Origin of the sequence: Paenibacillus lactis, from assembly GCF_017873605.1 — a bacterium.
Classification (GTDB): domain Bacteria; phylum Bacillota; class Bacilli; order Paenibacillales; family Paenibacillaceae; genus Paenibacillus_AQ; species Paenibacillus_AQ lactis.
In genome coordinates this window covers 1-12283 of sequence record NZ_JAGGKI010000009.1, presented here as the reverse complement: position 1 = coordinate 12283, position 12283 = coordinate 1, and the positions used below count along the sequence as shown (strand labels likewise).

10 protein-coding genes are annotated in these 12283 nt (G+C 52.7%); 6 read left to right on the top strand and 4 right to left on the bottom strand.

The window, feature by feature from the left end; all coding sequences use genetic code 11:
* Positions 1–46 precede the first annotated feature (46 nt).
* Entirely contained in the window at positions 47–1810 is a 1764-nt protein-coding gene (locus J2Z18_RS17005; RefSeq protein ID WP_007128527.1) for a glycoside hydrolase family 35 protein, read from the top strand.
* A gap of 138 nt (positions 1811–1948) precedes the next feature.
* Here the strand turns inward: J2Z18_RS17005 and J2Z18_RS17000 are convergent, their stop codons facing one another.
* Positions 1949–3202: an MFS transporter gene (locus tag J2Z18_RS17000; protein ID WP_028407261.1), complete on the bottom strand. Its 1254-nt coding sequence runs from the start codon at positions 3200–3202 to the stop codon at positions 1949–1951.
* Between the two features lie 315 nt (positions 3203–3517).
* Here J2Z18_RS17000 and J2Z18_RS16995 point away from each other — a divergent pair, with 315 nt between their 5' ends.
* The 4 genes from J2Z18_RS16995 to J2Z18_RS16980 all read left to right on the top strand — a co-directional run bounded on the left by J2Z18_RS16995 (position 3518) and on the right by J2Z18_RS16980 (position 7806).
* Entirely contained in the window at positions 3518–4564 is a 1047-nt protein-coding gene (locus tag J2Z18_RS16995; protein WP_040738151.1) for a LacI family DNA-binding transcriptional regulator, read from the top strand.
* Between the two features lie 24 nt (positions 4565–4588).
* Positions 4589–5749, top strand: a complete 1161-nt coding sequence (locus J2Z18_RS16990) for a Gfo/Idh/MocA family protein (RefSeq protein ID WP_007128524.1) — start codon at positions 4589–4591, stop codon at positions 5747–5749.
* Positions 5750–5944: 195 nt separating this feature from the next.
* Positions 5945–6676, top strand: coding sequence for a ThuA domain-containing protein (locus tag J2Z18_RS16985; protein ID WP_007128523.1), 732 nt, complete (start codon positions 5945–5947; stop codon positions 6674–6676).
* A gap of 23 nt (positions 6677–6699) precedes the next feature.
* Positions 6700–7806, top strand: a complete 1107-nt coding sequence (locus J2Z18_RS16980) for a Gfo/Idh/MocA family protein (protein WP_007128522.1) — start codon at positions 6700–6702, stop codon at positions 7804–7806.
* Between the two features lie 257 nt (positions 7807–8063).
* Here the strand turns inward: J2Z18_RS16980 and J2Z18_RS16975 are convergent, their stop codons facing one another.
* From J2Z18_RS16975 to J2Z18_RS30520, 3 genes are all read right to left on the bottom strand, one after another.
* Complete coding sequence (locus J2Z18_RS16975) at positions 8064–8723, bottom strand: pentapeptide repeat-containing protein (protein WP_007128521.1); 660 nt, start codon at positions 8721–8723, stop codon at positions 8064–8066.
* A 127-nt stretch (positions 8724–8850) separates the two neighbouring features.
* Positions 8851–9588 (bottom strand): FG-GAP repeat domain-containing protein, encoded by a 738-nt coding sequence (locus J2Z18_RS30525; RefSeq protein WP_245256049.1) that lies wholly within the window; start codon positions 9586–9588, stop codon positions 8851–8853.
* Entirely contained in the window at positions 9513–10691 is a 1179-nt protein-coding gene (locus J2Z18_RS30520) for a polysaccharide deacetylase family protein (protein ID WP_245256048.1), read from the bottom strand. The genes J2Z18_RS30525 and J2Z18_RS30520 overlap by 76 nt, the downstream gene beginning before the upstream one ends.
* 180 nt (positions 10692–10871) lie before the next feature.
* Here J2Z18_RS30520 and J2Z18_RS16965 point away from each other — a divergent pair, with 180 nt between their 5' ends.
* Positions 10872–11051, top strand: coding sequence for a small acid-soluble spore protein H (locus J2Z18_RS16965; RefSeq protein WP_007128519.1), 180 nt, complete (start codon positions 10872–10874; stop codon positions 11049–11051).
* Positions 11052–12283 lie beyond the last annotated feature (1232 nt).

Sequence of the window (12283 nt, the reverse complement as noted above, 5' to 3'; positions counted from 1 at the left end):
GATACGTATGTAGAATCATGTATTGGAAAACGGAGGGGATGTTTCCATGACACAATTGAAAGCGGTTAACCAGCAGTTTGTTCTTGGCGAGGAAGCGATTCAAATCTTATCGGGCGCGATTCATTACTTCCGTGTTGTGCCTGAATATTGGGAGGATCGGCTGCTGAAGCTGAAAGCATGCGGCTTGAATACGGTCGAGACTTATATACCATGGAATTGGCATGAGCCGGATGAAGGAAGGTTCAATTTCTCCGGCATGGCGGATATCGAAGCCTTCATCACGCTTGCGGGGAAGCTGGGGCTGCACGTTATCGTCAGACCGAGCCCCTACATCTGCGCAGAGTGGGAATTCGGCGGGCTGCCGGCATGGCTGCTGCAGGATCCGCATATGCAGCTTCGCTGCTTGGATCCGAAGTTCCTGAAGAAGGTCGATGCCTATTATGACGAGTTAATCCCGCGTCTGGTGCCGCTCTTGTCCACGAACGGCGGACCGATCATTGCCGTCCAAATCGAGAATGAATACGGCAGCTATGGCAATGATACGGCATACTTGCAATATCTTCAGGAGGCATTGATCGCAAGGGGCGTGGATGTGCTGCTGTTCACTTCGGACGGTCCAACTGACGGCATGCTGCAGGGAGGAACCGTTCCGGGTGTAACGGCCACCGTCAATTTCGGTTCCAGGCCCTCCGAAGCGTTCGCCAAGCTGCGGGAGTACCGGTCCGAAGATCCGCTGATGTGCATGGAGTATTGGAACGGCTGGTTTGATCATTGGATGAAGCCGCACCATACGCGTGATTCGGAGGACGCAGCGTCGGTGTTTGCCGAAATGCTGGCCCTTGGGGCATCCGTTAATTTTTACATGTTCCATGGCGGGACGAATTTCGGATTTTACAATGGCGCGAATTATCATGACAAATACGAGCCGACCATTACAAGCTATGATTATGATGCGCCTCTATCGGAGTGCGGCGATGTTACAACGAAGTATGAGGCGGTCCGGCAGGTGATTGCAAAGCACCAAGGTGTGGAGCTCGGGGACTTGCCGGCGCTGCCTGATCCGGTGCGGAAGAAGGCATACGGGACGGTCAGCATGACTTCCTATGCCGATCTGCTTGAGAATTTGCCGGTATTGGCCTCCAGCGAGAAGCACCGAACACCGGTGCCGATGGAGCTGCTTGGTCAAAACTACGGTTTTATCGTATACTCCACAAAAATTTCCGGTCCGCGGCAAGGCGAATCCCTGCATCTGCAAGAAGTGCATGACCGAGCCCAGGTGTTTCTCGATGGCGTATACCAGGGGACCGTGGAACGCTGGAATAATGCGCCTATTTCTTTGGACATTCCAGCAGCAGGCGCCAAGCTGGACATCGTTGTGGAGAACATGGGGCGCGTCAATTATGGTCCCCGCTTGAAGGATTACAAAGGGATTACCGAAGGCGTGCGGATGAATAACCAATTTCTGTACGATTGGAGCATTTCCTGCCTGCCGATGGATCATCTGGAGGCAGTGCCGTTCGGGCCGTTGCCGGCGCCTAATGCAGGGCGGAAGGACCGTCCGGCATTTTATAAGGGAGAATTCCATGTGGAAGATCGGATGGACACGTTCGTTCGACTGGACGGCTGGGTGAAGGGCGTCGTCTGGATCAATGGGTTCAATCTTGGGCGATACTGGGAGCAAGGACCTCAAGCGACGCTTTACCTGCCCGGTCCGCTGCTGAAGAAGGGAAGCAATGAAATCATCGTATTCGAGCTGCATCACACGGATAAGGCAAGCATCGAACTGGTCGACAAGCCGGATTTGGGCTAATACGAGCGGAAATGGCAGCAGGAGCTTACGCGTAATGCCATGAAATGGTCAATCGAAAAAAAGAGGATGTCCCCTGGTGGACGTCCTCTTTCTTGTGTGCGCCCGGCATGGGGCGATAACTCGGCGGTGAAAGCCTGTTTAAACCAGCTGCTTACGGTTCTTCAAGTATCGGTACAGCACAATGCCGAACAGCGAGCATATCAGGGCGCATAAGCCGATAAAACCGTAACCGGCCTGAAGACCCCGCAGCAGCCCCAGTTCGGTTCCGCTGCCGTACAATTGTTTGAAGCCGCTCGTGATGGCTCCGATGGCGTAGTTGCCGATTACGCTGCCGATGCCCATCATCGTGACCGTGAAGGTAATCGCCGTATCGCTCTCCTTCGGGTATCGCTTGGCAATCAGGGCCATCACCGTCGGATAAATCGGAGCGATGCCGATTCCTGCCGCTGCGAATAGAAAGGCATAGGATTCCCCGCCGAAAATGGCGATAAAGGTGCAGATGCCCGTGAATCCCGAGAGGATGATAATCGACAAGGTGAATCCGATCCGGTCCGTAATCGGCCCTAGCAGCAGGCGCGCCGCGGAGAAGCACAGGAAAAATGCGGATAGCATGCCGGCTGCCGCAGCCGGATCCCAGTTGTACGATTTTTCAAGAAAATTAACGAGCCAGCCGCCGACTGCCATTTCCGATACGACGCCGAAGGACAGGATGATGACGATCAGCCACAGCGCCCGATCCTTGATTAACTGCTTCAGAGGCGTCCGCTCGGATTCAGGATGATCGTCGCCCGGAAATTTGCTCATCAGCGCAGGGATCATCGGCAGTACGGAGAGCATCAGCATCGCCAAATACATGCCCCGCCAATCAATGGTGTAGCCGAGAACGGTGACGGTCATCAATCCCGAGGCGAGCATCGGAGCGACGGTAGAGCTGATGCCATAGAAAAAATGCGACAGGTTCATCATCGTTCCCGTATTCCGGACGAATATTCTTGCAGCCAGAATGGCGAGGCCAATCTCCAGCATCCCGTTCCCGATGTACATCAGGAAGTACGAAGCAGTGAACATCGGGTAGCTGTGGGACAGGAAGATGAAAATGCCTGAGACCGCCATCGAACCAAAGGCAAGCATGCTCACCCATTTGATGCCGATCTTGCGGGTCAGGATGGCCGTAAATGAGCAGGCGATCAAATAACCGAGCGCATTGAGCGACAGCAAGGTGCCGATCTGCATTTCATCCAGCCGAAAATCCAGCTGAATCCGGGGAATGGCCGGTCCTTTAATATTTTCCGAAATTCCAAAAATGATAAAGCCGAGGAAGATCGTTGCCAAATGGAGAATGTAGCTTTTTTTCTGCGGGTTGCTTACGGTTGTTTGCAGTTGAGTGTTCATTCGTAATCCCCTATCCTTTATGTTCATATGTTAGCTAAATAGCATGATTGGCGTCACCCCGACATCTTCCCAAGTAATAATCGTGCAGCTTTCTCTTTCATATTGAGTTGGGGTTCTGCGTCCAGCCCGTCCATTATACAACATTTGGACAAACATCCGGCCGAGCTTAAAAAGAAAGAACTCATAAAGTTTATAACGTCAATGCCGGATATACAACTGAAACAAGAAGAAATCAGGAACAATAGGCCATGTATCTGTTGACATCGGCTGGACTCCATGAGAAAATGTACGCGCGTACATAAAATTGCAGGAGGCATGGTGATTATCGCTAGTCGTAAGGAAGTCGCACAGCTTGCCGGTGTATCGGAAGCCACCGTATCCCGGGTATTAAACGGGGTTGGTCCGATCCGGGAGGAGACCCGGCAGCGGGTGATGGAAGCCGCAGAACGGCTCGGATATACCCCGAACGCGCTGGCCCAAAGCTTTGCGCGCCGCCGGAGCGGCAACCTCGGCGTTGTCATGCCGTATCTGCCGAAAGCACGGATCTTCTCCGCGTATTATTTCTCGGAAATTTTAAGCGGCATTGGCAGTAAAGCGCTGGAGGGCAAATATGATTTATTGATGCTGTTTCGCGAACCGGGCGGCACCATGGACTATTTGAATTTGTTCCGGACTCAGAAGGTCGACGCCTGCATCATCCTTGGAGCCAAGGACGAGGAGGGCGAACGAGCGGCTATCCGGCAGCTGAGCGAAGGAAGACACCCCTATTGCTTGATTAATCAGCACTTTGAAGGGGAGAGCTTTCACGTGATGGACGCCGATCATGTGGAGGGCAGCTACGAAGCCGTGAAACATCTTATTGAGCAGGGCTTTCGGAGGATCGCCTTTCTCAACGGCCCTCCGGAATATTCCAACAGCCGGGATCGTATGTCCGGGTACTGCCGGGCATTGGAAGAGGCGGGAATCGAGCTTGATGAATCGCTGCTGTTCGAAGGTAACTTCAGCCGGAAAAGCGGATTTGCAGCAGCGGAGAAGGTTGCTGCCCGTTTGAAGGGCATCGACGCCGTATTTGCGGCGAATGACCGGATGGCGATCGGGCTTCAGCAGGGCCTGCGCTCGATGGGTGTCCCGGAGGAGGAGATGCCAGCCTTCGTCGGCTATGATGATTCGGATGCCGCCGAGCTCGGAGCCCCGCCGTTAACGAGTGTAAGGGTTCCCTTCTATGAACTGGGCTGCTTGGCCGCTGAGCATGTTCTCGGCATGCTGGAGCAAACGCCGTCTTCCGCTGTGAGCCGTATCCCGCTTCACCGGAAACTGCCTACCCGTCTGGTTATCCGTGCTTCATCGTTGAAACGAAAGTAATGAATAACAAAGGAGGAATGAACAATGAATCAACTGCGAGTCGGAATGATTGGCTACAAATTTATGGGCAAGGCGCACAGCAACGCGTACCGGAGCCTTCCGATGTTTTTCCCGAATGCCCTGAAGCCGGAAATGAAGGCGATCTGCGGCCGCAATGCTTCGGCGGTTCAGGAGGCGGCGGATCAGCTTGGATGGAATGAAAGCATTACCGATTGGCGCGAGCTGATCCAGCGGGAGGACATCGATCTGATTGATATCAATGCTCCTAGCGATGCCCATAAAGAAATTGCGATTGCGGCTGCGAAGGCCGGCAAGCATATTTTCTGCGAAAAGCCCCTGGCGTTAACGCTCGCCGACGCAAGAGAAATGCTTCAGGCAGCCGAGGACGCAGGCGTCCGGCACATGGTCGGGTTCAACTACCGGTTCTCGCCGGCGGTCCGGCTTGCGAAGAAGCTGGTTGACAGCGGCAGACTCGGACAAATCTATCATTTCCGCGCATGGTTTCTGCAGGACTGGATCATGGATCCGCAGTTCCCGCTCGTATGGCGGCTGCAGAAGGAAGTGGCCGGCTCAGGCTCCCATGGCGATCTCGGCGCCCATCTGATCGACCTGGCTCATTATCTGGTCGGCGACATGCAGGAGGTTATTGGGATGAGCGAGACCTTCATCAAGGAGCGTCCGATTGCCAGCGAGATGACGGGGCTGAGCGCCAAAGGCAGCGGGGATGGGCCTAAAGGCAAGGTGACGGTGGACGACGCTACGTTGTTCCTGACCCGGTTTGAGAACGGCGCCCTTGGCAGCTTCGAGGCCACGCGTTTTGCTGCAGGCCATCGCAGTACGAACGCCTTCGAAATCAACGGAAGCCTGGGCAGCGTCAAATTCGATTTTGAACGGATGAACGAGCTGGAGGTTTATTTCACATCCGACGAGGAGGATGTACAGGGCTTCCGGCGGGTGCTTGCAACGGACCCTGTCCATGATTATATGGAGGCTTGGTGGCCGCCGGGGCATACGATCGGTTTCGAGCATACCTTCATCCATGAAGTCCTGGAGCTGTCCCAAGCGATTGCGGAAGGCAGACAGCCTGTCCCTAGCTTTGAGGACGGCGTGAAGTGCCAAGCTGTTCTGGAAGCCGTGGATAAGTCCATTGAAGAACGCCGGTGGGTGTCACTGTCGGAGATGTAAGCAAGACCATACAGAAGAATTCGGTGACTCGCGAAAGCGTGTGGTGTAATTGAGATTGCGATGTTAGAGGTATCATTGTGACGGCAGCCGGTGGAAGCGGATGCGCGAGAGCGTGAGAGCGTTAGCCGAACGAAGACTTTGAACCGGACGTTATCGAGCTTTTATTATACAGATCATATAAAGGAAGTGCGGAGTATGAAAAAGGCATTAATCGTATGGGGCGGATGGGATGGCCATGAGCCGGAGCAGGTGGCAGGCATCTTCGCCGGACTGCTGCGCGAGGCGAAGTTTGACGTTGAGGTTTCAGATACCTTGGATGCGTTCAACGACGGAGAGAAGCTGAAAGAATTGGATCTGATCGTCCCGGTATGGACGATGGGCGACATATCCAAGGAGCAGGTTGCGAATGTATCCGAAGCGGTGCAAGGAGGAACCGGCATCGCCGGATGCCACGGCGGAATGTGCGACTCGTTCCGTAACAATGTCGATTGGCAGTTTATGACCGGCGGCCAGTGGGTCGCGCACCCCGGCAACGACGGCGTTGAATATCTGGTAGAAATCAAGCAAAGCTCCAGCCCGCTGGTTGAAGGCATTCAGGACTTCACGGTGGTATCCGAACAATACTATCTGCATGTCGATCCGGCGGTTGAAGTGCTGGCGACGACCCGTTTTCCGGTCGTATCCGGACCGCATGTGCTGAACAAGGCTGTTGACATGCCGGTTGTCTGGACCAAGCGATGGGGATACGGTCGCGTGTACTACAACTCCTTGGGACATCATGCGGATATCGTGGATATGCCGCAGGTCAAGGAATTGATGCGCAGGGGCCTGCTATGGGCGGCTGAAGGCAAGACCTTGTACGGCGGCGGCGATCTCAAGCTGTTCAACGGCGAGCAAGGGTATACCGGGATGGGAGACAGCCAGTAGGCTGCACAAAAGGAGACGAAGTCATGAACAAGGTTAAAGCAGGGATCATTGGCTGCGGAAAAATCAGCGGCATCTATATGGAAAACTGTCAAAAATTCGATATTCTGGAGCTGAAGGCATGCTCGGATATTGACCGTTCCCGCGCAGAGGAGCAGGCTGCCCATTACGGCATCCCCCACGTATACACGACGGAAGAGCTGTTGGCCGACCCCGAAATCGAAATTGTCATCAATCTCACCATTCCGGCGCTGCATGCCAAGATAACGCTCGATGCGCTGCAAGCCGGGAAGCATGTATACGTGGAAAAGCCCTTGGCCGTCACCCGGGAGGAAGGGCTGGTCGTGCTGGAGACTGCGAGAGAGAAGGGGCTGCTGGTCGGCTGTGCCCCGGAGACCTTCCTCGGAGCGGGGATCCAGACGGCATTAAAGCTCGTCAGGGACGGCAAGATCGGCACGCCGATCGCGGCTACGGCATTTATGATGAGCCGGGGACACGAATTTTGGCATCCGGACCCTGAATTTTATTATGCCGCAGGCGGAGGACCGATGTTTGATATGGGACCATACTATTTGACGGCGCTTGTTCAGCTCCTCGGCCCGATTCGCAGCGTCAGCGGCATGACTGGCAAAGCATTGACCGAGCGGACTATTACGAGCGAGAAGAAGTATGGGCAGAAGATTCAGGTGGACATTCCGACGCATGTGGCCGGACTGCTCCGGTTCGATAACGGCGCCATCGGGACGCTCATTACCAGCTTTGACGTGTTCGGCGGCAGCACGCTTCCGAATATCGAAATTTACGGCACCCAAGGAACAATGCTTGTACCGGACCCGAATACGTTCGGCGGTTCCGTGAAATACCGCTTGACCGGAGAAAGCGAATGGACCGAGGAGCCGCTTCTGCCGGGTTACGATCAGAACACAAGAGGCATCGGACCTGCGGACATGGCGTACGCCATCCGAAACGGACGATCCCACCGCGCAAGCGGCGAATTGGCTTATCACGTGCTGGAAGCCATGTGGGCATTCCATGATTCCTCCGATTCGGGCAAGCAGTACGAGATGAAGAGCACTTGCGAAATGCCGGCGCCGCTTCCGCTCGATCTGCCGTTATACACGTTGGATCAATAGAAGCGAATTTTATAAGCGTAATTTAGTATTTTGAATCATGATGAATAATGCTTAAACAAGGGGCTCCTCTGGCGAAGGTCTGATGACACTTCGCAAGGGGCCCTTTTTCGGCCTAGAACTAAAGTGACTCCCAGAACTTGACTCCCACGTTACTCCCGCGGTTCATGAAGACTTTGTGCTTGGTAAAGCAGCTCGGTGATCTCCGTTTTATGAATCTGCTAAAGTCCTCTAAGCTTCGTGAAGCTGTGTACCGGAATCTATTCCTTGACGACAAGGCCGAAGATTCTGGTAAACAAAATAGCCTGCGCAGGGGATATGATGCAGCCCTGAAGGTCCTCCAGCGTAACGCCTAAATTATGGAAATCCGTCCGGCTCAGATCGATACCGGCAAGCTTCGTCCCGGAGAACTGCGTCTTATCGATCTGGCATTCGGCAAATTCCACCTTCGAAAGCTCCGAATGATAAAAATCCGATTGGATCAGCGTCGTCGACTGAAAGGATACGCCCTTCATATTGGCAAATCGAAAGGTGGCATAATCGCCTGCGCACTGCTCGAACCGGACGTTTCGAATGGTGGCTGCCGCCAGATCGATGCCTATCAGCTTACAATGATGGAACTCTACGCGATGCAGGATGGCTTCGCTGAAATCGACGTTGGATAGATCGCATTGCCGAAATACGATATCGGTGAGCTCGGCGTGCCGAAGCGAAGCCCGTTCGAAGGCCACACTATCAAACGTCATTCGATCGAATAGCACTTTATGTGCCGTAATATCGGAGAGCGTCTCGTCCTTGCAGGAGAACTGCTGGAAAGATGCTTCGTCATCAATCCCTGCATCGGACAGTCGGATTGGCTCAAGCTGTCTCGGGAGTTTGGGCTTGATAATCTTTAAGGGTGGCGCTTCTGCATGGGACATGGTACTTCCTCCACATAAGGTATTAGAGCCAAAGGTTGATGAAATCCATGACGGCTTCTATGAAAGTCTCGATCTATGGAATGTGATGAAGTTAAAATTCCTTTGGCAAATGCAGTATACCATGTCCTTAAATTCTTGTCCGGTCCAGCGTGTTGATCGCAACATCGAGGATTCCGCCAGACTGATCCGGAGACCAGGCGAGCAAGCTCGCCCGGCCGGAGCCGGCAAGATCCAAAGTCAGCGGGAGGATTTCCTTCCCCGGAAGCCATGGCCCAAACCGACTAGCCTCCGGTCCGAATGTTTTTCCGCTGCTGTACATAATGTACCAATATCCCTGGACCCGATCCATGAGCAACAGGTCATCACACCCGTCCCCATCCATATCCGTTACACGAAACGACGTGATGCTGTCGAGCTGGGATGCATCCGTTCTAAACCAAACTCCCTCATAGTTGAAGCGACCTCCTTGGCCAACCCAAACCTCGAAGATTCCGCTGGATGGATGCCACAGGACGAGGTCATCCAGCCCGTCGCCGTTTACGTCGCCGATGTCTAGAGTCGGGGTTGTTCCGGGATCATATTGGATCCGCTCCGTTTGAAGCAAAGGTTGTCTAAAACCGTGCAGGTCCGAAAAGGCAAGAGCGACTAGGCCTGAGGCACGGTTCCATAACAGCAAATCGTCCCGTCCATTTCCGTTAAAGTCGCCGGTGTGTGCATCCCAATCCGCATAATCCGGCGAATGAAGCCATACTCCAGATGGATGCATGCCGCCTTCGGCCGTACCGAGTGCTACATGACATTGCCCGAGCTGAGAATACCACACAGTAATATCATCGATGCCGTCACCGTTGAAATCCCCCACCATTTCCTTGCCGCCGGCACGATCGGGCCAGCCAGAATAGGCCGCATGCTGCAGAGGCCATTATCGATTTTAATCAAGCTGTTGGCGTTTAGCGAAGCACGGTACCAAGTGTCGGAATCAAGCTTGCGGATAAGCAATGCCGCTTCTTGGCGGGCTTGTGAGCCGGGACGGCCTGCAATCGCATGGACCCGGTCGCCGTTACTCCAAGGAAGACTGCTCTCCCTGAAGTCCGGGATAAAGGGCATGAAGGAGGTTACAGAGACAAATGTGCGGCCAGTGCTCTTGATCGCGCTTATAATTCTTTTTAACGGGGAGGACGGATCATATTGAGCGGTGCCGTCTACTTGAAGCTCTATATAAGGAAACTCTAGATAGGGATGGTAAAAGAATGAAGCCAGCTCGGTTAGCCGAAGCTCCCGCACCGTTTGCTGGATCCGCCGGACATCCCCCTCGATGTTGTCACCCGCCACATAGTATAGCGGGGTGGGCACGTAATAGGTTCCGTTACTCAAGCTATGTCCAGATGGGCTGAAAAGGGCTGCGGCATTTAGGCTTGGTGCATGAGGAGGAGTTTCGTACATCAGTCCACAGCAGCTTTCAAGAATTCGCCGCTGCGCCGGAGAAACTGTATAATGCGGCGTTTCGAACCAGACCGCAGTAAGCCCGGCCTGCTCCATTAAGCTCCGGGCGAGCTTCAAACGCCGGTAAGCATAGGATCGGGTCAGTTCACGGCGTGAGCTGGCGGCGAAAGGGGCATCGTCCGGAGGGCAGTCCTGCAAGCAGCCGTCATAGGCGAATTCGAACCCGTCCCCGGTGGTGGCATTCGCATATTGGTGGGTATATCCATGTACTCCGAATGATGCGCCAAAATGCACCATTTTATGAAGGAGACGGAGGAAACGGACGGATACGGGGTCGTCAGGATCGGTCAACGACCTGTCGATCCCTCGGGCCGGGTCGATATACCGAGGAATGACGGCAAGATGGAACGGTATGGATTGGGTGTGAAGCTCGTTTGCAATCACGAGCAGCTTGGCTTGCTGTTCTTCCGCTTCGTACCATCCGCCGGGGCTGATGTCCTCAAGCCGGACTAATGCTTTTGACATGGAGCAGACTCCTTTGTTTTAAAGTGAGTTCATCTTAAATATATGTATGCAGCACATGGGCTGGCGCCATTGGTCCCTTATAACGGAGAATGCTACGGGAATGCTGTAGATAACTTTGAGAATAATCAAGGAGAATTGAAGAATACTAAGTATTGCCAATCTTGATATGGAGGTACAAGCATGAATATACACCGTGCCCAGGAAATTGCCGCTTCGCCGGTCATGGCGAATGTGCTGCTCAACGGAACCCCGATCTATATCCAGCATGTGGACGAGGATCGTGAGACCGCCCGCGTATTCCCGCTCGATCAGCCGGAGAATGAGCAGGAGGTTCCGTTGGATCTGTTGATCGAGCAATAGCTGTGAGGCTTCGCAACCAGGAGAGCAGCAGCGTTTTCAAGCGCGAAGTTTATAAATTATCAGGACTGCATACTCGATGGAGGAGCTGCCTCGTTAAAGAAATGCAGCAACCAAAAAGATGTCGGTGCCCGGACTTGACTACCGTGCACCGACATTTTTATGTTATCCACGATTGCTGACTGTCACGCAGATAGCTGGGATACCACATAAATGTCGATATACGCAGACAGCTATGATCTGCACGATATCTGTGATTGCATAAAAACTCGTAACTTTTATCGTTACTTTGTAACACAAAAAAATACTTTGTAACTCAATAATATACTTGTAACACAAAAAAATACTTGTAACTCAATAATATACTTGTACATATAAAAGATTCTTTACTTATACGATTCTGTAACTAGAACATTCTCAGTGACTCATAGTGATTCATACCGTATAGATTCACAAACTTATAAAGCTACCTATTGCTATAGAGGTCTATAACTCAAAATGGATTTCTGTAACTCAAAAAAAGATACCTGCAATTTCAAAATAGTACCGTAACTCAAAACAGATACCTGTGATTTCAAAATAGCACCGTAACTCAAAGCAGTTACCTGTGATTTCAATATAGTATCGTAACTCAAACCTGATCACCGTAAATCGAAAACCGTGATTGGAATAGAGCCTTTGTAACTTAAGTAGTCTGTGACTGACTCATACCTGAGATGGAGATAGTACCGTATACATGAAACGCTTTGTAAAATAGGTTGGGGATCCCTACAGACTATGAATCTTTTTGAAGACTCGACAATAGAAGAATTGAGAGATGTAACGGTTTACTATAGAATGTTCTGAAAAGAAAGAACAGGAATGATGGCAGTCATTCGAGAATGTTCCTTTAGGGACTTGTCCGGGCAAAGGGAGCTCCAAGAGCCGAGCAAGTCCCAAAAAGGGACTTGTGCTGGCCAAAAAGAGCTCCAGGAGCGGAGCAAGTCCCCAAAAGGGACTTGTGCGGACCAAAAGGAGCTCCAGGAGCGGAGCAAGTCCCAAAAAAGGACTTGTCCTGGCCAAAGGGAGCTCCAAGCGCCGAGCAAGTCCCCGAAAGGGACTTGTGTGAGCTAAAATGAGCTCCAGGAGCGGAGCAAGTCTCCAAATGCTCTTCTGTCAAGAAAGTAGACACCTCTAAGCTAAGCTATACACTCGTAATAGCACTGCTCAAAACGCACCGGGGACATATACCCAAT

Bases quoted from the DNA above. Each gene is read 5' to 3' on its own strand.
- J2Z18_RS17005 (WP_007128527.1), top strand. From the start codon at position 47: ATGACACAATTGAAAGCGGTTAACCAGCAGTTTGTTCTTGGCGAGGAA.
- J2Z18_RS17000 (WP_028407261.1), bottom strand. From the start codon at position 3,202: ATGAACACTCAACTGCAAACAACCGTAAGCAACCCGCAGAAAAAAAGC.
- J2Z18_RS16995 (WP_040738151.1), top strand. From the start codon at position 3,518: ATGGTGATTATCGCTAGTCGTAAGGAAGTCGCACAGCTTGCCGGTGTA.
- J2Z18_RS16990 (WP_007128524.1), top strand. From the start codon at position 4,589: ATGAATCAACTGCGAGTCGGAATGATTGGCTACAAATTTATGGGCAAG.
- J2Z18_RS16985 (WP_007128523.1), top strand. From the start codon at position 5,945: ATGAAAAAGGCATTAATCGTATGGGGCGGATGGGATGGCCATGAGCCG.
- J2Z18_RS16980 (WP_007128522.1), top strand. From the start codon at position 6,700: ATGAACAAGGTTAAAGCAGGGATCATTGGCTGCGGAAAAATCAGCGGC.
- J2Z18_RS16975 (WP_007128521.1), bottom strand. From the start codon at position 8,723: ATGTCCCATGCAGAAGCGCCACCCTTAAAGATTATCAAGCCCAAACTC.
- J2Z18_RS30525 (WP_245256049.1), bottom strand. From the start codon at position 9,588: ATGGTGGGGGATTTCAACGGTGACGGCATCGATGATATTACTGTGTGG.
- J2Z18_RS30520 (WP_245256048.1), bottom strand. From the start codon at position 10,691: ATGTCAAAAGCATTAGTCCGGCTTGAGGACATCAGCCCCGGCGGATGG.
- J2Z18_RS16965 (WP_007128519.1), top strand. From the start codon at position 10,872: ATGAATATACACCGTGCCCAGGAAATTGCCGCTTCGCCGGTCATGGCG.